General features: G+C 62.5%; 15 protein-coding genes and 1 pseudogene. 13 read left to right on the top strand and 3 right to left on the bottom strand.

All coding sequences use genetic code 11. The features are described 5' to 3' along the window. Positions 1-49 precede the first annotated feature (49 nt). The 5 genes and pseudogenes from CHB77_RS15880 to CHB77_RS18700 form a co-directional block, all read left to right on the top strand. Positions 50-2,686, top strand: a complete 2,637-nt coding sequence (locus CHB77_RS15880; RefSeq protein WP_242626680.1) for a type I restriction-modification system subunit M — start codon at positions 50-52, stop codon at positions 2,684-2,686. A gap of 196 nt (positions 2,687-2,882) precedes the next feature. Next, entirely contained in the window at positions 2,883-3,977 is a 1,095-nt protein-coding gene (locus tag CHB77_RS15875; RefSeq protein ID WP_089389164.1) for a restriction endonuclease subunit S, read from the top strand. A gap of 15 nt (positions 3,978-3,992) precedes the next feature. Then, on the top strand, positions 3,993-7,259 hold the full coding sequence (locus tag CHB77_RS15870) for a type I restriction endonuclease subunit R (protein WP_089389163.1): 3,267 nt from the start codon (positions 3,993-3,995) through the stop codon (positions 7,257-7,259). Further along, positions 7,259-8,011, top strand: coding sequence for a M48 family metallopeptidase (locus CHB77_RS15865; RefSeq protein ID WP_089389162.1), 753 nt, complete (start codon positions 7,259-7,261; stop codon positions 8,009-8,011). Before CHB77_RS15870 ends, CHB77_RS15865 begins: the two co-directional genes overlap by 1 nt. A 536-nt stretch (positions 8,012-8,547) precedes the next feature. Beyond that, positions 8,548-8,721, top strand: a pseudogene (locus tag CHB77_RS18700) (IS21 family transposase); the annotation flags it as partial. A gap of 212 nt (positions 8,722-8,933) precedes the next feature. Here the strand turns inward: CHB77_RS18700 and CHB77_RS18900 are convergent. Then, complete coding sequence (locus tag CHB77_RS18900) at positions 8,934-9,086, bottom strand: type II toxin-antitoxin system antitoxin (RefSeq protein WP_131023385.1); 153 nt, start codon at positions 9,084-9,086, stop codon at positions 8,934-8,936. Positions 9,087-9,224: 138 nt separating this feature from the next. Between CHB77_RS18900 and CHB77_RS15855 the strand changes: the two genes are divergently transcribed. From CHB77_RS15855 to CHB77_RS15845, 3 genes are all read left to right on the top strand, one after another. Next, positions 9,225-9,749, top strand: coding sequence for a hypothetical protein (locus CHB77_RS15855; protein WP_131023386.1), 525 nt, complete (start codon positions 9,225-9,227; stop codon positions 9,747-9,749). Between the two features lie 160 nt (positions 9,750-9,909). Next, a complete protein-coding gene (locus tag CHB77_RS18405) occupies positions 9,910-10,926 on the top strand; it encodes a hypothetical protein (protein ID WP_165456303.1) in 1,017 nt (338 codons plus the stop codon). Between the two features lie 48 nt (positions 10,927-10,974). Continuing rightward, positions 10,975-13,023 carry an AAA family ATPase gene (locus CHB77_RS15845; RefSeq protein WP_089389159.1) on the top strand — a complete coding sequence of 683 codons (2,049 nt, stop codon included), beginning with the start codon at positions 10,975-10,977 and terminating at the stop codon, positions 13,021-13,023. A gap of 712 nt (positions 13,024-13,735) precedes the next feature. On the opposite strand, the gene CHB77_RS15835 is transcribed toward CHB77_RS15845, so the two are convergent. After that, complete coding sequence (locus CHB77_RS15835; RefSeq protein ID WP_089389157.1) at positions 13,736-13,981, bottom strand: helix-turn-helix domain-containing protein; 246 nt, start codon at positions 13,979-13,981, stop codon at positions 13,736-13,738. A gap of 263 nt (positions 13,982-14,244) precedes the next feature. Here CHB77_RS15835 and CHB77_RS15830 point away from each other — a divergent pair, with 263 nt between their 5' ends. The 5 genes from CHB77_RS15830 (at position 14,245) to CHB77_RS15810 (ending at position 20,702) form a co-directional block, all read left to right on the top strand. Beyond that, the gene (locus CHB77_RS15830; protein ID WP_089389156.1) at positions 14,245-16,314 is read left to right on the top strand and encodes a hypothetical protein; all 2,070 of its coding nucleotides are present in this window, start codon (positions 14,245-14,247) and stop codon (positions 16,312-16,314) included. Between the two features lie 62 nt (positions 16,315-16,376). Beyond that, positions 16,377-16,853 carry a hypothetical protein gene (locus CHB77_RS15825; RefSeq protein ID WP_089389155.1) on the top strand — a complete coding sequence of 159 codons (477 nt, stop codon included), beginning with the start codon at positions 16,377-16,379 and terminating at the stop codon, positions 16,851-16,853. 67 nt (positions 16,854-16,920) lie between these two features. Then, positions 16,921-17,223, top strand: a complete 303-nt coding sequence (locus CHB77_RS15820; RefSeq protein WP_089389154.1) for a hypothetical protein — start codon at positions 16,921-16,923, stop codon at positions 17,221-17,223. 353 nt (positions 17,224-17,576) lie between these two features. Next, on the top strand, positions 17,577-19,220 hold the full coding sequence (locus CHB77_RS15815; RefSeq protein WP_131023387.1) for a plasmid recombination protein: 1,644 nt from the start codon (positions 17,577-17,579) through the stop codon (positions 19,218-19,220). 609 nt (positions 19,221-19,829) lie between these two features. Beyond that, positions 19,830-20,702 carry a DUF927 domain-containing protein gene (locus tag CHB77_RS15810; protein WP_089389152.1) on the top strand — a complete coding sequence of 291 codons (873 nt, stop codon included), beginning with the start codon at positions 19,830-19,832 and terminating at the stop codon, positions 20,700-20,702. Between the two features lie 49 nt (positions 20,703-20,751). Here the strand turns inward: CHB77_RS15810 and CHB77_RS15805 are convergent. Then, positions 20,752-20,910: ATP-binding protein (locus tag CHB77_RS15805; RefSeq protein ID WP_217896910.1), on the bottom strand; the 159-nt coding region annotated here is incomplete at its 5' end.

Here is a 20,910-nt window from a genome sequence, read left to right as displayed (position 1 = left end):
CGTTCATAACGAGAGTCTTTTGGGGCTTGCGCTCTACCCAGCTGCGGAAGTGCTTGACGAGATCGAACTGTTAGCCGGCGAGGAAGGCAGGCTTGGCCGGCAGAAACTCGGCACCGTCGGCGACCATCTGGCTCTGCAGCTCAAGGCGGCGCCATTCCCTCGTTGCTCTCATCATTCAGATGCAGCAATTAGAGTTCAAAATGATGAGAAAATTCTAATGCCATTGACGCTTGCACAGCTTGAGCGGCACCTGTTTGCCGCCGCGGACATCCTTCGAGGGAAGATGGACGCATCGGAGTTCAAGGAATACATTTTTGGGATGTTGTTCCTGAAGCGCTGCTCCGATGTATTCGAGCAGGCCCGGCTGGAGATCATTGAAAAGCGCATTGCAAATGGCATTTCACCGGAGCAGGCGGCAGCAGATGCTGAGAACAAGGTCTGGTATGGCCGGAGTGGGACCTTTTGGGTGCCACCGCAGTCTCGCTTTTCTTACCTTGTCGACGAAGCCCATGAGAACATTGGCGACAAACTCAATAAGGCCCTAGGGGGTATTGAATCCGAAAACATCGCGCTGGAAGGCGTGCTCGACCACATCGACTTCACCCGGAAGGTTGGACAAAGCAAGATCAGCGATCAGAAGCTGCGCCAACTCATCAACCACTTCGGGGAAATCCGCCTGCGGACCGAGGACTTCGAGTTTCCCGACCTCCTCGGCGCAGCCTATGAATACCTTATCGCAGAATTTGCAGACTCCGCCGGCAAGAAGGGGGGTGAGTTCTATACCCCGCGGTCTGTCGTCCGGATGATGGTCCGCCTGTTGAAGCCGACACTGGATCACGACATCTATGATCCCTGCTGCGGCTCGGGCGGCATGTTGATCGCCGCCAAGGAATACATTGACGAACACGGGCAGGATGGACGCAAGGCGAACCTCTTCGGCCAGGAAAACGCCGGCACCGTCTGGTCCATCGCCAAGATGAACATGCTGTTGCACGGCATCAGCAGCGCTGACCTGCGTAACGAGGACACCCTTGGTCAGCCCCAACATGTCGTCGAGAACGGCGAGCTGCGCCGGTTCGACCGCATCCTGACCAATCCACCATTCTCTCTTCCATGGGGATCGAAGGACAAGGACAGGTCCGGTGAATACTTATGGCGGCCGGAATTTTCCGAGCGCTTCTTTCACGAGGTCCCGCGCGGTGCCAAGAAGGCCGACCTCATGTTTCTTCAGCACATGCTGCACGTCACGCGCGACGGCGGCATGATCGCGACCGTCATGCCCCATGGCGTTCTGTTCCGCGGCGGGGATGAGGGCAAGATCCGCCAGAAGATCATCGAACAGGATCAGATCGAGGCAGTCATTGGCCTTGGGCCGCAGCTTTTCTACGGCACTGGTATCCCGGCCTGCGTCATCGTCCTTCGCCAACGCGTCCACGACGGTGCCAAGCTTGTCTCCGGCAAGCCGAAGGATCGGCAGGGCAAGATCCTCTTCATCAACGCCGACCGCGAATACTTTGAAGGCCGGGCGCAGAACCATCTGATGCCCGAGCACATCGAAAAGATCGTCACCACCTTTGAAGAATACCGCGAAATCCCCGGCTTTTCGGCCATCATCGATATCGATACCCTGCGCGAGAACGACTTCAACCTCAACATCCGCCGCTATGCAGACAACGCGCCCCCGCCGGAACCGCATGACGTGCGCGCCCATCTGGTGGGCGGCATCCCGAGGGCCGAGGTCGAGGCAAAGGCGGATCTGTTCCGCGCCCATGGTCTGACCCCGATGGACCTTCTGGATGTCCGCGATGACCGGTATCTGGACTTCGCTCCGCACCTGACCGCGAAATCCGACCTGAAATCGGCTATCGAAGCCAACGCGGGGCTGCAAGAGCGTGAAGCCGAAATCAGGGACGCCTTCAACGCCTGGTGGGGGGCGCATCGCGACAACATCGTCGCCCTTGCCGGGGCCGATCAGGCCGCCGCGCTCGTCAAGTTGCGGGATGAGCTTCTGTCCAGCTTCTCGGAAACGCTGGAGCAGCTGGCCATGCTGGAACCCTTCACCGTGCGGGGCATCATTGCGCAGTTCTGGCAGGCCTCGCGGTTCGACTTCCTGACCCTCATGGCGCGCAACACGCGGGGGGTAGTTGATGCCTGGCGGACCTCTATCGTCACAGCGCTGGAGGACAAGGGCAGCAAAGAAAGCTCACTGGATCACAAGCTGGTCAGCTTTCTGATGGGCGGTTTCGTGCGCGAGATTGCGGAACTGGAGGCGCGCAAGGCGGAACTCGACGCCCAGATCAAGGCCGCGACCGCCACGCCCGAGGAGGGTGAGGAAGAGGATGACGACGCCGAACCGGTGGACGAGGCGCAGGTGAAGCGGTGGAAAAAGGAATTTGCCGAGGTCAAGAAGACGCTGAAGGCCAGGCACGCGCAGTTCACCGATGCGATCAACGGGGCCGTCGACGGGCTGACCGAGGCGGATGCGGCGACGCTGATCCTGAAGATCCTGCATGATGACATGGAAAAGATCCTGACCCGCTACATCGCCGCGCAGCGCGGGCAGATCGTGGCGGCGTTTGAAAACTGGTGGGACAAGTATCGCGTGACCCTGACCGAGATCGAAGGAGCGCGGGCCGAGGCGACGGAGAAGCTGGCCGGGTTCCTGAAGGGGTTGGGGTATGTCTGAGGTTAATCCAAAGAGATTAGTCCATCCTAATTATCAGTCTTGGGACTATAGTGGACTGGAAGATTTATGCCTTCATATTGGACGCGGCACTGCTCCAAGATATGTTGAAAGTTCAGAGATTTTTGCGATTGGACAGCGCTGTGTTGCGGCTGAAGGCTTCTTACCTCAGTTCGCAAAGCCACATTCAGAACGAGCAATGCAGAACGTTCTCACGGCTGAGGTCGGCGACGTCCTCCTAAACTCAACAGGCACTGGCACAGTTGGTCGATCTGCGGTCTTTGACGATGTTGGCCAATACATCATCGATGGGCACATTACGCTCTTGCGTCCCAAGAAAAGCAAATGCTCACCCTCTTGGCTTAACTCGGTTCTCACCTCGAACTGGGGGCAGAAGCACCTTGAACGGTTTTGCTATGCAGGGTCCACCAACCAGGTGGAACTCTCGGCGTCCGCTCTGAGACGCACAGAACTCCCTACGCCCCTTTTCGAACACCAATCCAAAATCGCTGAAGTCCTCGACACCCTGGATGCGGCGATCCGGGGAACCAAGGCGGTAGTAGCCAAACTGCGAGCGATGAAGCAGGGGTTGCTGCATGACCTGCTGACCCGCGGCATTGACGCGAACGGCGACCTCCGCCCCCCACAGCCAGAGGCCCCCCACCTCTACCAGAAAACCCCGCTCGGCTGGCTGCCGAAGGAGTGGGATGAGACGACGCTGGGAGCAATCGCAGAAGTCGACCGGGGGCAGTTTACACATCGACCGAGGAATGACCCAAGGTTTTATGGTGGCGAGTTTCCGTTCATTCAGACTGGCGATGTAGCGGCTGCGAAGGGTGATTTCGTGACTCGATACTCTCAAACTCTGAATGAGCGAGGGGTTTCTGTCAGTCGAGAGTTTCCTGCCGGAACGATTGCAATCACCATCGCTGCCAATATTGCCGATACGGGAATTCTTGCGTTTCCCATGTATTTTCCAGACAGCGTAGTAGGCGCAGTGGTTCATGAAGGTCTGAATACTCGCTTCGTCGAACTGTGGATCCGTCGCGCGAAACGTCTACTTGACGCGCGAGCGCCACAAAGCGCGCAGAAGAACATCAATCTTCAAGACTTACGGCCTTTGGAAGTGTTTCTTCCACACAAAGAAGAGCAAGATGCGATTGGTGACAGCTATGAGGCATTGTTCTCAAAACTAAATCGCGAGCAGCGTTTGCTCGACAAACTCCGCCTTCAGAAATCCGGCCTGATGGACGACCTGCTGACCGGCCGGGTTCCCGTCACGCCCTTGCTGTAACCGAGGGGTCTGTTCATGGGTCACGAGTATGACGATGTGGAACTGCCCTTCCTGAACCAGTGCCGCGCCATGGGCTGGCAGGTGCAGGAGGGTTCCAAGGACGACCCCAGCCTGACCGGGCGCAGCACTTTCCGCGACACCATCGCCGAGGCCACGCTGCGCGAGCGTCTGCACGCCATCAATCCTGGCCCTGATGGCCAACCTTGGCTGGACGACGCCCGCCTTTCTGAAGCCGTCAGCGCCCTGACCCGCCACGGCCACCGCGGGCTGATGGAGGCCAACCAGGCGGTGACGGAGTTGCTTCTGCGCGGCCTGACGGTCGAGGGTCTGCCCGGCTGGGACGGCGGGCGCGGCCAGACCATCCGCTACATCGACTGGGACGATGTTGGTGCCAACACCTTCACCATTGCCAACCAGTTCCGCGTCGATTGCCCGCCGGGCCACGACGTGGGCAAGGGCTTCATCATCCCCGACCTGGTGCTTCTGGTGAACGGCATCCCGGTGCTGGTGGTCGAGGCCAAAAGCCCTGCCATCCCCGAACCGCTCGCCGAGGCGGTCAAGCAGCTTCGCCGCTATCACAACGCCCGGAAGGCTGCGCTGGAGGTCGAGGAGAACGAGGGTGCACCCGCGCTGTTCGCCTCCGTCCAGTTGCTGATCGCCACAAGCTTCGATCAGGCCCGCGTGGGTTGTGTTGGCGCCGGGCTGGAGCATTATGGGCAGTGGAAGACGGTAGTCGGCCCGGATGGAACAGGTTCCGAGGATGAAGTGGCGGCGGACCTGGGCAAGAAGGGCCTGTCGGAACAAGAACGCCTCGTTGCGGGCATGCTGCGGCCCGCGCATCTGCTGGATATCCTGCGGCATTACCTGCTGTTCATGAACGTGGGCGGCCAGACCATCAAGACCGTCTGCCGCTATCAGCAATACCGTGCTGTGAACCGCGCCCTGGAGCGGCTGCGCACCGGCAAGACCCGCGCGCAGGACGGGGAATATGATCGCCGGGGCGGGATCGTCTGGCACACCCAAGGGTCGGGCAAGAGCCTGACGATGGTGTTCATGATCCGTAAGATGCGCACCGACTCAGCATTGCGGAAGTTCAAGGTGATCATGGTCACCGACCGCCGTGACCTGCAGCGCCAGCTGTCGGAAACCGCCACCCTGTCGGGCGATGTGGTGGAACTCGCCACTAATGCCGTATCGCTGAAGCATCTGGCTCGACGCAAAGGGCCGGGCTTGGTCTTTGCCACGATCCAGAAATACCGGACGGATGAGGACGTGGCCGAGGTCACCAAGGGACCGGCCTTTGAGGTGCTAAACGAGGACGAGACGATCCTCGTGGTGGTTGATGAGGCACACCGAACCCAAGCCGGCGACCTGCATGCCAACCTGATGGCAGCGCTGCCAAACTGCGCCCGCATCGGCTTCACCGGCACGCCGATCATCATGGGTGAAAAGAAGCGAACGGCTCAGATCTTCGGCGACTTCATCGACCGTTACACGATCAAGGAAGCCGAAGCAGACGGCGCCACCGTGCCGGTCCTATACGAAGGACGGACAGCCGAAGGGGCGTTGAAGGACGGCGCCACGCTGGACGGCCTGTTCGAGGACATGTTCCGGAACCACACGGAGGAAGAACTCGAAGCCATTCGCAAGAAATATGCGACCAAGGGCAACATCCTAGAAGCCCCCGCCCTAATCGCTGATAAGGCGCGATACATGCTGCGGCATTACGTGACCAACCTCATGCCCAATGGTTACAAGGCACAGGTGGTGGCCTACAGCCGCACCGCGGTCATCCGTTATCACGCCGCATTCCTCAAGGCGCGGGATGAACTGCTGGAGCAGGCCAATGCGCTCCCAGACCAGGACAAGGCCATAGATGATGAGGCACTCTGCACGAAATCGCCTCTGACCCAGGCCCTGGTTCAAGCGTGGCGGTATCGCGATACCCTTGCTCGGATAGAGTTTGCGCCTGTCATGTCCGGTAGCAACAATGACGACCCGACTTGGCGGCAATGGACCGACGGTTCAGCCCAGGAAACCCGGATCAAGCGCTTCAAGAAACCCCTCTTCCACAAGGATCCTGCAAAGACCGATCCACTCGCCTTCCTGATTGTGAAATCCATGCTGCTGACGGGGTTCGATGCGCCGATCGAAGGCGTGATGTATCTGGATCGTTCAATCCGCGAAGCAGAGCTTCTGCAAGCCATCGCCCGCGTCAATCGGACCGGCTTCGGGAAATCCTGCGGCATCGTCGTGGATTACTTCGGGGTCGCCCATCACCTGAAGGCGGCGCTTGCCGCATATGCGGAAGAAGATATCGAAGGCGCGCTTGTGGGGCTCAAGGATCAGATCCCAGTGCTGCGGGATCGTCATATCCGGGTCGTCGACATCTTCCGTCGGGCCGGGCTAGAGAACCTTTCTGACGATGAGGGCTGCCTCAACGTTCTGGCGAGGGAGAAGGCCCGCGCGGAGTTCACCGTCAAGCTCAAGGACTTCCTGACCTCGCTCGAGATCATCCTTCCGCGTCCAGAAGGTCTGCCCTTCGTCAAAGATGCTAAACGCCTCGCCTATATCCATGCGCGCGCTCGCAACCGATACCGTGATGTCATGGCGCTGGGATCTGATGTTGGGGCAAAGGTCCGGAAGCTGATAGACGATCATGTGATATCCCTCGGGATCAATCCGAAGATACCACCCGTTCAACTGACGGATGCCGAGTTTGACACCCATGTTGGCCGGACAAATGGAAATCGCGCTAAGGCGTCGGAGATGGAGCACGCAATCCGCTCGCATATCCGAAAGCACCTTGAGACAGACCCCGTTCTTTTTAAGAAGATGTCAGAGCGATTGAAGCAGATCCTCGATGGGTTGGGGCAGCAATGGGATCAGATCGTCAAGCAGCTCCAGGCCCTCATCGACGAACTTCGCTCGGACAGCCAGCCGGTCGAGAGTGCAGCATCGGATATCCCGGAGGTTTACCTTCCATTCCTTCGAACGGTTCTTGAAGCATGTTCGACTGGCGAGAATATGGATACAAGGCAGTTGCAGGTGATCCACCAGATGACCAGGGATGCGGTGGACCGCGTCGTCGAGGAGGTCTGCACCAACCGATCAATCTGGAGCAGCTTCAAACTGGCTGATCAGGAGAGCCTTCGCTCAGAGGTCTTCGAGATTATCTTTGATACCAGGTTGGAAGGATTCAGTATCGCGGAGGCCGAAAGGCTGGCGGATCAGTTGATGCAGCAGGCGAAAGCCAACGAAGATAAGCTTAGGAGAGCTTGATGCCAAGGCTCCCCCTTTCTCCTATCAGGACCGGCGGCAAGGCCGCACGCATCAGCAACCAAAGGCTTGATGTGGACGGTCTGTCCTTTGAGGTGCATCGCAGTGAGAGGCGCAAGACCCTTCAGATCACAGTAGAACGGTCAGGAGAGTTGTCGATCGTTGCTCCGTTGCAGGCGGAACACCACCAGCTGATCGATTTTGTCCAGGAGAAGCTGGTCTGGATTCACACCAAGATCGAGGAAAAGAGCAGGCTGCAGCAGCGTGCCCCGATTAAGGAGTTCGTGGACGGCGAAGGCTTTCTATATCTCGGCAAGAGCTACAGGCTCCGCCTAGTTGACGAGCAGCTTGTAGACCTTTCGCTGAAAAACGGCCGCTTCTGCCTTCGCAAGATGTCGGCGCACCGTGGACGCGAAATCTTCATATCCTGGTATACACGCCGTGCTCAGGGGTGGTTTGAAAAGCAGGTGGCAGAACAAGCGAACCGGATGGGCGTCGAAGTGGAAGAAGTAAAGGTTCAGGACCTTGGCTATCGATGGGGATCTTTCGGGACCGCTGGCCGAGTCCATTTTCACTGGAAGGCTGTTCTTCTACCCCCTCGGATAGCGCAATACATCGTTGTCCATGAACTGGCGCACGGACATCACCCGGACCACTCCGCAGGCTTCTGGATCAAGGTCGAGCAGCATCTTCCGGACTGGAGGTGGCGAAAATCGTGGCTCGCGGAAAACGGGATACAGGTTGAGGGGATCTAGAAAAGTGGATCGGTCGCGCGGATCGACGCAAAGGACCGTGAAAAACGGGCGTAGGCATCGATGAGATGATGATCAAATTCGAAAGCGCGCATAGCGGGGCCCTAGAGATTCTTGCTGCGGCCGCGACGCGCCGGCAAATTCGTTTTTACAAAGGTTCTGTTGATCCGGAATCATCTTCTGCCGCTACTCCGCAGCAACATTAGTGCCGGTAGCGCTCAGCCGCTGCACATAAGATTTAAAGGCGGCGGCCGAGGTGAAGCACCGAAAGCCGGCAGCACTGGCCATTGAAATCAGTTCTGCACTTTCTCCCAGGAGAACTGCCGTAACCACCCGATTTCCACCGCCTGCCTGAGCGGTGCTGCGCGACAAACAGGGTGAGACTCCACGTCAATCTGGGTGAGACGCCGTAGTGGGCTGTGACGGAAGGAGGGCATAGCCCGACTGGAGGCACAGCCCACTACGGTGTGCAAATCCTGCGTCTGTGATCGCGGCCGGTCCGATATGCTGGCGGTTTTCTGGAAGGGAGAACCACCTTTGTGCCGGGTCGCCATGTAACTGATCAACAGACGAGGCTTTTCATGAAGCTCCGACAGGACCACCCCCTCGAGGTGGCCGCCGCCAAGGCCGATATCAGCCGGGCAACGGGTTACCGCATTGCGCAGGATCCGCGGCCTCCATCGCAAAAGGCGCAGCCGCGGGGGCGGCGGCGGCAGGGCATCCCATCACTTGGGAGGGTGTGGATCGAGACGAGATGATCAATGCTTCGATCATGGCTTACAGCGGAGACTGCGAGAGGCTCGAGGGCATCTTGGTCAGGCAGATTAGAGCTGCGTCACAGGACGACGATTGAATTTTTGTAGTTCAGCGAACTTCGAGAGGTTAGCTGAGCCGGTTAGCTCGGCATTTGGGGCAGACCACACCGCTACTTTGGGAGATATCCTTCTTTCTTCAAATGGGTCGTCAATAGTCGCTCCACATAGGATGCAACCGAACGACCGTCCTCCTCAGCTGCCTTTTCAACAGCTTGTTTGGTTTCGTCAGAAACCCTCACGGATATTGCTGAAGTTTTTGCCATGGATTCGATTGTGTGCAGTTGACATTCATCTCTGATGAGTGCATATTATCTTCAGTTGCACACAAATGCAACGGGCTGAGGGGAAGATGGAAGCTCCCCGCCCAGCCCTAACCACAACTGATCCTACGGAGATCAATCATGGCTACTTCATCACCTACCACGCCGTTCGGCGTGACAAAACCCTCTGCCCACTTCACGCACACCGAGATCTCGCGGACTTTTTCCCGCCTGATCGGCGCAGTCAGCACCTATATCGAGGCCGAGCGCGACATCGAGGATGCCGCGTCCTGGCATCCGGCGTTCCTGCACTGGCATCGCGACGCGGAAACCGCCCGCACCCAGGTGTTGACGCCGATTGACCGGATCCGGTCCTCTGCTGTCGTCCGGCTCGAGGATCTGCCCCTGAAGCGCATGGCGCTGCTGTTGTTCGCGCTGATCGAGTCCGGCTCATCATCCGAGTTCCTGCGGCTTGCCGCCTGCCTCGACCAGCCGGACGGTCTTTTCGACTGCCCGGGCACTGATCCTGTCGCGCGGCGCGTCGAGGCGATGCTGACGGCGGCGCGGATGCAGGTCGCGGACTTGACCTCACTGTCCGCGTTTGTCGATCCGCTGGAGATCGCGACGGCAAACAGCCCCGACCACCCGGTCCCCGCCGCGGCCTGACGCCCGCCTTTCCCTAATACCCATCCATGCCGTGACCGGTGCGCGCCGCGCGCACCGTCCAGCGGCGCATCGCCGCGTGCCCGCCTGTCGGCTTCCCGCGAGGGATGCACGGCGATGTCCCCGCCCGGCACTTTCACCCATGTCTTTCAGGAGCATTCCCATGACCAGCCTGCATCATTCCACACCTGCTGCGCCGCATCTTGCCGATCTTGCCCCTTATCCCGGCCCTCTCCACGCCCGCTGGGCCGAGGCGGCACAGCAAAAAGGCTTTGACCTGATGGCGCGGGTCCAGGACCGCTATCACCTGGCCCTGCGGTGCCGGCACTGCGGGGCCGTCAGCGTGACAAAGCTCTTCGTGCTGATGAACAACCGGCCGCTTTGCCGGTCCTGCCTGGAAACGGCGCGGGCCGCGCGCGCAACGGCGGCGGGCCTTTCCTATCTCGGCCCGGACCCCGATCATCCGCAATACGGCCTGTATCGCGCGGCCTGCGGCCATTGCCTCCGGCGGCAGTTCGAGATTGTCGACCGCGTCGCCGATGGCCGGACCGGCCTGCGCTGCGAAACCTGCTTTGCCGAACGTGAACGGCAGACCGCCGCCCGACATGGCTGGACCCGGGTGAGCGCCGATCCCCGTGGCAATCCCAACTATCACCTCTACTGTCACGACGCCTGCGGCCACACCCAGCGGATCGCCCGGGCCAATCTGGGCTGGGGCCAATGCGATTGCGCGGGCTGCGGGGAAAGCTGGACCGCCAAGCCGAGCTTCCTCTACCTGCTGGCCATCCACCACGGCGGCGTGGACCTGCTGAAGTTGGGCTACAGCGCCAATCCGCTGAAGCGCCAGAGGCACCAGCTGGGCCTGCCGCGCGCGGCGCAGGTCAGCCTGCTGCGCAGCGTCGCCATGCCCACGGGACACGCGGCCTGCACGGTCGAAAAACGCCTGCATGCCCGGTTGCGCAGGCGCCATCCCGATGCCGTGGTGGTGCCCGAAGACTACCGGGGCATCCTCAATGTGGTCAGCGAGGTCTACCGGCCCTGGCTGCGGCCCGAGCTGGAGAACCAGCTCGACCGCATCGCGGAGGCCGCCCGGGGCGACGGGTCATCTGGAGCCGAGGAAAGCGAAGGCAAAGGCGGCGACCGGCAGGACGATGGGGGCGAAGACGGGGCGGCCTGCTGAGCCGCGCCTACTCCCCTCCCGTCCGCGCCTGTCCCGAAGGAGCTTTCCATGCCCACCATGCCTGCCTGGCTGACCCACTACCACACCGTCGCATCCTGCCTGGACGCGACACCCTGCCCGCCTGCCCCGGATGAGCCGGAGATGTCCGAGGCGGTCTTCCAGGCCCTCGTCGAGGGACGCCTGGATGAGGTCGAGGACCAGATCGAGGAGCTGCCCGAGTGGGGGCAGCGCAAGCGTCCGGCAGCCCCGCTGGCGGGCGACCCCCTGCGCGCCATCGCCCTTGCCGGGCTGTGCCGCGCCCTGCCCGACTCAGAAGCCATCGCCGCGCTGACAGCGGTCGGCGCGGTGACCGTGCTGCATTGCCCGCCCGGCGGGATGATCGATGATGCGGCGTCCTTGCTGGCGGCCGTGCTGGCCCGGGGCACCGGCAGTCCGCCGGTGCAGATCGTCACCCTGCGCCTGGCTGCGGACGCCCGCGCGAAGGACCGCGCCTCAGAAGCCCTCGACCACGCCATGGCGGCGATCACCGCGACAACCGCCCCGCATGTCCTGCTGATCGAAGAGGGCGTGGCCCTGTCCGGCGAGATCGCCGCCATGCTGCCCGCGCCTCTGCGCCTCGGACCCGTGGACGGGTGGCTGATCGCCGCCGCTCTCGCCCTGCGCGGCGGCGGCGTGGCGCGCCTGCGGGCCCGCCTGCCCAATGACGCCGCCCTGCGCGCACTGTCGCCTGGCCAGCTGCGCTTCGCCCTGCGCCACCGCATCCGTGACCGGCAGATCGACGAGCTGCACCGCCTCGTCCGGTCCAACCGGTCCAACAGTCCAACATTGGACGACATCAGGGGCTACGGCACGGCCGAGGAGGCCGCCCGCCGCTTGGTCGCCGATCTCGCCGCCTGGTCCGCGGGCCGGATTGCCTGGTCCGACATGACCCGCTCGATCCTGTTCTGCGGCCCGCCCGGCACGGGCAAGACCTGGCTTGCGCGCGCCATCGCCGCCTCGGCAGGCGTGCCGCTGATCGAGGGAAGTTTCTCGGCCTGGCAGGCTGCCGGGCATCTGGGTCATATGCTGGGCGAGATGCGGGCGAGCTTCGCCGCCGCTCAGGCCGCCGCCCCGGCGATCCTGTTTCTGGACGAAATCGACAGCGCCGGCGATCGCAACAGCGTCGACCGACATGCCGAGAACTATCGCCGCCAGGTCATCAACAGCCTCCTGGAATTGCTGGATGGTGCCACGCGGACGCCGGGTGTGGTCGTCGTCGCGGCCTGCAACGACGTGGACGCGCTTGATCCGGCGCTTCTCCGCCCGGGCCGGATCGACCGGATCGTCGAAGTGCCTCCGCCCGGTCACGCCGCCATCGTCCATATCCTTGCCCGGCATCACGACGGCCAGCTTTCGGGAAAGGCGATCGATACCCTGGCCCGGCGCGCCATCGGCCACAGCGCCGCCGCCATTGACGGCGCCCTGCGCGAGGCCTGCAGCCGGGCGCGGGCGGCCGGCCGCGCTCTGACCGCCGCCGATGTCGCCAAGGCCATGGGGTTGGCCCGGGAAGAGCCCGCCATCATCCGCCGGGTGGCGGTCCACGAGGCCGGCCACGCCATTGCCGCCACGCTGCTCGCGCGCGGCCGCGTCCACGAGATCCGCGCCGGCATGGCGGGCGGGCAGATCATGCTGGTGGACCAGGCGCCACTACTGACCCGGCGCGACCTGGGCGACCACCTGACCTATCTGCTGGCGGGCCGGGCGGCAGAGGAACTGGTGCTGGGCAGCGGATCCAGCGGCGCCGGAAGCGGGGCTGACAGCGATCTGGCGAAGGCCACCGAAATCGCCCTGCGGCTGGAACTGGTTTATGGCCTCAGCGGCCATTGCCTGGTCCGCATCCCCGACCCCGCGCGGATGCTGATGTCCGACCCGGGCGTGCGGACCCAGGCCGACCGGCGGCTGCGCGCCGCATTGCGCCGCGCGCGGCAACTCCTCGCTGTCGAGCATCTCTGGCTGCGCGATCTCACCGAGCGGCTCTGCGCCGAGCGGGTCATCGTGTTCGGCGACGACGGCTTAGACCGGCCCGGCCCAGACCCGGAGGCGGGCCATGAGCCGTGAGACGGACCTACCGGCGCGCCTGGCTGAGGTGCGCGACGAGGCGGCGGTCGTGGACAAGATCCTCGATCTCCTCTTCCTGGCCGCCGCAGGGACTGGGCGGCAACTCCGGCGCTACCCCGGCCCGCGACCCCCCTGCCCCGTCCGGCGGAGCGCCCCATCAGCAGGCCGTGGCCATGGGGCGCAGGGGGTTAAGGATCACGGTCACGGCCCTTTCAAGACCTGTGGGGTCATCCGCCCCGGAAGGATCCAATTCCTCTTCCAGGCGCAAAAAGGCCTTCCTTGAGCGGTCTGGCGAGGTTTTTGGTCACGACCCTGCCGATCCGCTCCTCTGGAAGAGCTTTCTTCAAGGAACATTGCCAAAAACAGAGAACGGCAAAAGTTCCAAGATTTGTGTTCGTCAGAAGATTTTTTCCGGGGAGATGAGCAAGAACACCGGCGGGGGACGCAGGCGCCTCGTCTCGGGACAAGGTCGGCGGCTGTCGCACGGGACGTGGGCCGGAAACGGGATCCAATCGGCAGCGCGGCTCTCGGGAAAGGCCTTGCCCGATCGCAGGCCCGCCCGCCAGGAAGATCGGCCACATCTGACTATACGACCTCATCGCCAGCCCTTGCGCCGAGCGCGTTATCGAACCTGACGCGGGCGATTTGGAAAGAACCCATACAGCTGCTAGAGGCACATCATGAACCGCAAATTGACCTTCAGGTTCATCCCCTACCCGTGCTCGCCTTCCAGGATCAGCGCGAGGAGGCGTGCCGGCTCCACCCCGATGGCACGGGCATATTCGACGAACTCGACCACATCCAGCCGGCGTTCGCCCGTCTCGACCTTGGCCACATATGACTGCGCCCGGTGCAGGCGCCCGGCCAGATCGGTTTGTGTGAGGTTCCGGCGTGTCCGCTCCTGCCGAAGAACGGTCATCATCGACAAATGGAGCAGGGACCGGAGGGAACGGGGCATGCGCAAGCCTTTGCTTTCGCTTGCGCCAATAATCCTATTTCAGTATTATCCCATTTTGGGATATTTACATTTCATTCCCCGGAGATTGCCTGACCCTTGAACATCTCCAGCCGGTGTTCCCGTTTGACAGGCCCTGATCTCATCGGCGTCCCAGATGTCCGGCACGCCAGGGATTCAGGGCCCCGTCCGCGGCACCCGCACCCTGCCCTCCCACGACTTGCCACGCCTGCCTGCTGCTCTTGCCCGCACAAGAAGGAATTCCCATGACTCGATCTGTCACCGCCCTCCTCGGCTCCGTCGCCATCCTGTCTCTTGCCACCCCCGCGCTTGCCGACGAGGCCCGCTACTACACCTCGCAGTCTGTCACCTGCGACGGCCGCAGCCATGTCCTGGAGCTGCGCGTCGCGCCCAATGACGAACCGAACATTCGTCTCTTCTGGCGCGGGCAGGACAACCGCATCTCGGGACGAGACTGGCACTTGCCTGCGGAGTTCCTCGAAGGGCAAAGCGTTGTGCTGGACCAGCTTGCGAACTACCCGAAGGGTCAGGTGAGCGGCCTGGAAAGCGACGCCCCGGAACTGCAGCTGCTGGGCTTCGATGGCGCTCCCCTGCCGGGCTGCGAGGCCTTTAGGTTTGCGCCCGCCAAGGTGCCCCAGGCCCGCTACGACGCCGTGCTTGCCATGCTGGAGGCGGACGCGCCCACCCCCGCCGCCGTGGCGGCCGCGCGCGCCGCCGCCGAGGCCCTGCCCCCGCCGGTCCTCCTGCCGCCCTTGGACCAGCAGGGCAAGCGCCGGGCGGTTCAGGACGGGCTGAAGACGATGGGCAGCCGCATGGTCGAGCGTGCCCGTGCCCTCGCCGGCGAGATCGAGGGCGACGAGGCGGCGGCACTGTTGCCTGAGCTGCGTGACGCCTGGCGCGCCAGCCGCGACCGGGCTGACGCGGAACTCCTGACCGAACTGCAGGACACCCGTGCCCTGGCGCTGATGGTAGCGGGCCGCGACATGTCTGCCATGGCCGAGACCGATCCTGCGCGGATTTGCGCGACCGTGGACGGCGTTAGCACCAACATGATGTCGCCGACCTTCAGCAGGGTCGGCGAGGAAACCTTGCTCGAGATCGCCTCGGGCGTGCCGGTCCAGCACTGGACGCGCGAGTTCGCCGAGACCACCATGGATCTGTCGCAGTCCTGCGCCGACGATCGGTATGAGACGCTGGCGGCACAGGCCTGGCCCCGGATCGAGGCGCGCATCGCCGGCATGGACAAGCTGCGCGCGACCGTCGCCACCCTGGCCGCCACGCCGGTCACCGTTGATGCCTATCGCGCGGCCAACTGGCTCACCGTCGATCCGTCGACGCTGCGCGACGCCGGTCTTTCACGCGAGGAGATCGACCGGGTCCTGCGGCCAGCCACGGCGCGCCTCCTCGAGAACGCGGTCCCGGTGCTGGCGGAGGAACTGGCCCAGGGTGTCGCGGATGAGTCTGACATCCCAGCGGTCACCAGCCACTGCGCGCGCCGCATCGGCGCCGTCATGGCCGGCATGGACACCATGGTCGCCGCGCGCATCACCAGAGCCTGCGAGGACATCGCTGCTGCGCATCTGACCCGCGTCGGCATGGCCCGGATCGCCGAGAAAGCGGCGCGCGCCGAGGCGGCGGGCGAGAGCTATGAAGATGCCCTGGCGACCGACGGCTACGCGGTCCTGCCGGACTTCGGGCCGCGCCCGGCAGGCGCCGCCTTTGACGCGGCCGTGGCCGAGTTGAACGCCGCCGCGCAGGAGGCCGAAGCGCGGGTGGCCGACAAGCGCGCCCGGGTGCTGGCGGCGGAGGCCGAGCGCCTGGCGGCGGCCTATGCCGGCCTCGAACCGGGCAGCCCAGATACGGCGGTGCTGCTCAACTGCACCCGCTACCCGGAGGCGCCACTACTCACCGGCCTTCACGGTCAGTGTCAGGAGCTGTCCGCAGCGTTCCAGGCACAGCACGGCGAGACCCACTGTGCCCGCCTCTACGAGGAGGCCAAGGCGGACGATGATTTGCGCGACGCGCAACTCGACCTGGGAGAGAAGGGCCTTCTGCCGCTGCGCAGGCTCCTTTGCCACCTGCCGGCCGCCGCAACGCTGACCCGGCATGGCGGGCTGTTCCGGGATACGCGCTACGAGGTCGGCCTTCAGGCCCAGGGGAAAAGCGGCGTGCAGACCCTGACCGGCACCCTTGCGCCGGCCGGGGCGCCGGGCGTCTGGCGCCTCACCGAGATCGCGCTTGAGCCGGGTCCGCTGCGCGACGCGCCCGCCACGCTGGATCTCTGCCTTGGCCATCCCGACCGCTGCGTAGACTGATCTTCCTGCCTGCCCTTTTCGAAGACTTAACCCGAAGACCTTTTTTGATTGTGGAGATACCCATGAAGCCCTTCCTCCTTGCCGGCGCCCTCGTCCTGCCTGCCGCCCTCGCCCAGGCCGAGCCTTATCTGGCCCGCTGCCAGATGGGCGAATGCATCCATTACGACCAGACCTCGCGCCAGGTCGTCGGCCAGGGCAGCGCCGCCGTGCCCGGCGACCTGGTGCTGGTCACCCTGCGCCAGGCCGTCTCGGGCGATCCCGACACCCCGGCCGGCGGCCTCGACTGGGGCGAGCCGTCGCCGGTGCAAGTGTTCTGCAGCGGCACGCGCCCGGCCTTCATGGCAGGCGACGCCAGCTACACCGCGCTCGACCTGTTCACCCCGGCGGGCGCCACCACGCTGATCACCACCATGTATCTGCGCGCCTGCCATCCCGACCTGGGTCCGATCGGGGATCCCTTCGCCGCCGCCGCCAGGCTGGGCTACCGCGCCACCGAGACCGGCAGCTTTCCGGACTTTGCCGCCCTGATCCGCCGTTAAGGCGCCCCCGCGACACTAGCATCGGGGCGGCAGGCCGCCGCCCCCTCTTTCGGAAAGGACAGAAAGCATGACCCGCAAGCGCATCCTGATCACGGCCGCCGGTGCCGCCATCCTCCTGATCGCCGTGAGCGCCGCCATCACGCTGTTCCCGGGTGGACCGCTCAGCCGCAAGGAGATGCGCCTGGCCAAGGACTTCGTGGCGGCCTTCACGCGCTGCGCCGACATGCGCGCCGACGGCAGCCATTTCGGCGCCTGCAAGGAGGCCGAGATCCTCAAGGATCAGATCGACGCGGCCGGGCTCTGCATCGACTACGACAATACCCGGAAGGACACCTATGAGGACTTCTATCGCTGCGGCAGTCCGCATTAAAACGAAGATCAGAAGATGATAGCATAATAGAATACTATTACAATAGTATACTATTATCCAGCCGAGGGGCCTGCCCCCTCTGGAGCAGAACTATTATAATAGCAATCTATGCGGTTGATGAGGCATCAGTGGCATAGGAACGATATTAGGGTGCCAGGCTCCCTGCTCGCGGTGCAGAGTTCCGACAGCGGCCATTTCCAGATCGGAATGTTTTTTAGGTATTAATTCGTTCGCATGACGTCCCGCACCGGACACTGGGGGAAAACAGGTGGAGACTTTTTCTTTGCAGCGGAAGATAGTCCTCCTTACCCGAATGGCGGGGAAATACTATCACTAGTAGGTTATGACATAAAATGCCTGACGACGCCAAGAATATCCTTATGGATAATGTGAAAAACGGAAATCCCCGGGCGGTTATCATTCGCCTGGGGGCGGCCAGTAGCAAGGTCTATTCAGGGCAGAAGCGCCACGATCTGCGAATCGGAGCCCAGCCGAAATATGTGGATGCCGCGCGCCGCGACCGTAACCGAACCCTGATCGAATATGCGAAACCCGCCGATCTGCGGGCCGTCTGCGCGGCGCGACGGGACCAGCGCACCGTCAAACGGCGCATGAAGTCCAACGCCGCAGTGGCGACGCGAGGCATCATCGGCTTTGGCCATGAAGCCGCGCAGCTTTTCGAGACCCTGACCCCCGAGCAGCAGGACGCTGCTTTCCGGGAACTGGCACAGGCCATTGCCGTTCACTTGAAGACAACGCTTCATGGCCTGGAGATCCACGGCGACGAGGCCACGATCCACGCCCATTTCGTTCTTGCCGCCGTTGATCTGGACGGTCAGCCGCTTTCGACAACCACCAGACCTGCGGTCATGGCCGAGTTGCAGAGCCTGGCCGCCGAGGTCATCGCCCAGCATTGCGCGGGCATTGAGCGCGGCCGCCGATACGGTGACCGCTTGGCGGCGGGCGCTTCCTTCTCCGAGGTGATCCACAAATCCGTCCGGCAGTTGCAGCGCGAACTGCCCGGGGATCTTTCCAGGAAGCGCGCGGAACTGGCCACACTGACCGAACAAGGGGCCGCTCTTGCAGCGCAGCATGGCAAGATTGAGGGCCAGATCGCAACTGCCACCGAAACCCTTGCGTCGCTCAATGACCGGTCTGCGGCCAAGCAGGAGGAAGAGCGCGCCGCCGACGAAAGGCTCAAGGAGAAGAGGCTCGCCCTGGTGGAGCTTGATGAGGAACTGCGCCTCAAGAACGAAAGGGCGGTCGAGATGGACGCGCACATCGAGAGGACGCAGGCGGCCGTCGTTCAAGAGACAGGACGGGCCGAAGCCGCACGGCGACAGGCGGATGCCCAGACCCATCGCGCCGAACAGGAAACCGTCCGCGCGGACCAGGCGGGCGAGCAGCTGGCGAAAACCCTTGCGGGCCGGGATGCCGCCAAGCAGGAGCGTCAAGCCGCTCTCGATGACTGCGAGAGGCTGCGCCGCACTGCCGAAGAGTTGACGAAGGAAGTCGACAAGGCCATCCAGGACCGGGACGAAGCCTCCGCTGAGGCTATGCTGAGCCAGCGGCGAGCGGTGGATGTCGGGAAGGCCTTGATCGCCATCACCCATGAACTGGTGGCCGGGACGCTGCTTGAACGGGACGGCGCCCCCATCGCGGACGATCTGAGCGCCTTGCGATACGATCTGCCCGAGATGAAGCCTGTCGTCCGGGCGGCCGCAAAGCAGGGCACCTGGCTTGCGAAAAAGAAAGCCAAACTGCATCAGGAGATCGAAGCGGCCGGCAAACGTCAGGCGCAGCTCCAGAGGGCAGCCGACGGCCTGATGGTCTGGATCAAGCGCAACGACGTCGACCTGCGGGAGAGTGTGGCTCTTACGGCAAACTGCAAGGAAGCAGGCATCCTCCCCAAGCAGGACTACGGGAACGTCGGGCGCATGTTTCCTGCCATACGACCGCCCCGTCAGAGCGACGGTCCAACTCTTCCGACAGGCTGACCGTTCAGATGGGCATGGGGCGGCCCCGCTTTGTGCGGCTGCGGTCCAACAGTCCGACAGTCCGACAGATTTACGGTCTCAGAAGCAAGAAGAAGGTTGAAGCGCCTGACACGACAGCAGTCGGGAGGGCGTTCCCAATACCAGACCATCTGCGCTGAACTGGATATTCTGCTGGGGTGCCGTCCGGGCCGGCTGCTGAGCACCGTTCCTGACATGCCTGTCCGCATCAACCGGCGCGCGTCTGACCCAGAGAGAGATTGCTGACGCTACGACCAGTCATCAGCCTGGAGCCGTTACAGGGCGTCACTCTAAAATGAAAATCACCAAACTATCTTAAAATAACCGCAAATCAATTTTTAAAATAATTTCCATAACTAATAAAAATAACTTTTGGGAAAACTGTTTGTCAGACGACTAGCCTCGTCTTCATGCCGAGAGTATTGCTTTTAGGCTGCGCAGTGATTTATTATAAGTCGGTTTGGTGTACATATTTTAACATTTTAACAGGGAGTTTCGCGCCCTTCCGCAACCACCCCATGTCGTAATTCCGGAGTTCAGGGGTTGATATTTCTGTCGCCGGTCGAGCAGAAGAACAGGAGAGTAGCAGCAATGGATGATCGGTTTCTTGAGGGTGACCAGCAAGACGGAAAGCCCGTTGATAATCCTCTAATCAGCGCGGATTCGGCCACCTCCCGGCTCGCCCGGCATCCTCCCCCGGCCTGCATCCCGAAAGAGAAGGCTGAGTCCGATGGTGACAAAAATGATGCTCGTCATGCCCTGGCGGCCCGGATCCAGGCAACTCTTCCCGGCAACCTTGATGTGGATGCCGACAAGGAAACCATTCATTTCTTCTCCAGCCCGAAGCCGGTCTGTGGCCTGATCCTTCCCGTTCTCACGCTTCGTCGCCCGGCGACCGGTGACGGCTACGCAATCCTTTTCGAATTTCTGGACCTGTCCGGCCAGTTGAAATCCACCTTTTGCGACATGGCGGAACTTGCTTCCGGTTCCGGCTTTGCAAGGAGGCTGACGGGACTTGGATTTCCGATCCACGTTTCGCCCAAGGAATTCCTTGAACTCCTGAGGACATGGACAGCACGGCCTCAACCACCCCTGGGATGGCGCCTCGACCGCGCTGGCTGGGTCTCTCTGCCGGAGTGCGATCGTGTCTTCGTTCAGCCCGATGGCCGGGTTGTCGCGAAAGACGTGGATGCCGTGCCCAACCTTGCGCTGCTCCACGCCTCACCCTTGCCGAGGGCGGGATCTCTCCCAGGCTGGTCAAGCGGCGTCGCCGCCTATGCCCAGGGGAATCCGCTTCTGATGGTAGCTCTCTCCGCAAGTTTTGCGGGTCCGCTTCTTGACCTGGCGGAGATGGAAACAGTGGGTTTGAATTTCTACGGTGGACCTGGTTCTGGCAAATCCCTGTTGCTGCAATCAGCCCAGAGTGTCTGGAATTCTCCAGTGTTGATTTCCACCCAGAACTGAGCCGGCATTTCCATCGAGAAGTGAGCCACCTCTGACTATGGATTTCCGGTCATTCAGTGGTCAAGGCGTGATTGTTCTCCTTCTTCTGGCGCGCTGCTGCGGCTGAGCTTGCCTTGAAGCGGAAGCTGTCGTTTCCGGTCTCCAGGATGTGGCAGCGGTGGGTAAGGCGGTCGAGCAATGCGGTGGTCATCTTGGCATCGCCGAAGAC

Source organism: Paracoccus sediminis (genome assembly GCF_900188295.1).
GTDB classification, from domain to species: Bacteria; Pseudomonadota; Alphaproteobacteria; order Rhodobacterales; family Rhodobacteraceae; genus Paracoccus; species Paracoccus sediminis.
The sequence above is the reverse complement of the archived record's forward strand: the minus strand, read 5'-3'. Positions and strand labels throughout refer to the sequence as shown.

Bases quoted from the DNA above. Each gene is read 5' to 3' on its own strand.
- CHB77_RS15875 (WP_089389164.1), top strand. From the start codon at position 2,883: ATGCAGAACGTTCTCACGGCTGAGGTCGGCGACGTCCTCCTAAACTCA.
- CHB77_RS15870 (WP_089389163.1), top strand. From the start codon at position 3,993: ATGGGTCACGAGTATGACGATGTGGAACTGCCCTTCCTGAACCAGTGC.
- CHB77_RS15865 (WP_089389162.1), top strand. From the start codon at position 7,259: ATGCCAAGGCTCCCCCTTTCTCCTATCAGGACCGGCGGCAAGGCCGCA.
- CHB77_RS18900 (WP_131023385.1), bottom strand. From the start codon at position 9,086: ATGGCAAAAACTTCAGCAATATCCGTGAGGGTTTCTGACGAAACCAAA.
- CHB77_RS15855 (WP_131023386.1), top strand. From the start codon at position 9,225: ATGGCTACTTCATCACCTACCACGCCGTTCGGCGTGACAAAACCCTCT.
- CHB77_RS18405 (WP_165456303.1), top strand. From the start codon at position 9,910: ATGACCAGCCTGCATCATTCCACACCTGCTGCGCCGCATCTTGCCGAT.
- CHB77_RS15845 (WP_089389159.1), top strand. From the start codon at position 10,975: ATGCCCACCATGCCTGCCTGGCTGACCCACTACCACACCGTCGCATCC.
- CHB77_RS15835 (WP_089389157.1), bottom strand. From the start codon at position 13,981: ATGCCCCGTTCCCTCCGGTCCCTGCTCCATTTGTCGATGATGACCGTT.
- CHB77_RS15830 (WP_089389156.1), top strand. From the start codon at position 14,245: ATGACTCGATCTGTCACCGCCCTCCTCGGCTCCGTCGCCATCCTGTCT.
- CHB77_RS15825 (WP_089389155.1), top strand. From the start codon at position 16,377: ATGAAGCCCTTCCTCCTTGCCGGCGCCCTCGTCCTGCCTGCCGCCCTC.
- CHB77_RS15820 (WP_089389154.1), top strand. From the start codon at position 16,921: ATGACCCGCAAGCGCATCCTGATCACGGCCGCCGGTGCCGCCATCCTC.
- CHB77_RS15815 (WP_131023387.1), top strand. From the start codon at position 17,577: ATGCCTGACGACGCCAAGAATATCCTTATGGATAATGTGAAAAACGGA.
- CHB77_RS15810 (WP_089389152.1), top strand. From the start codon at position 19,830: ATGGATGATCGGTTTCTTGAGGGTGACCAGCAAGACGGAAAGCCCGTT.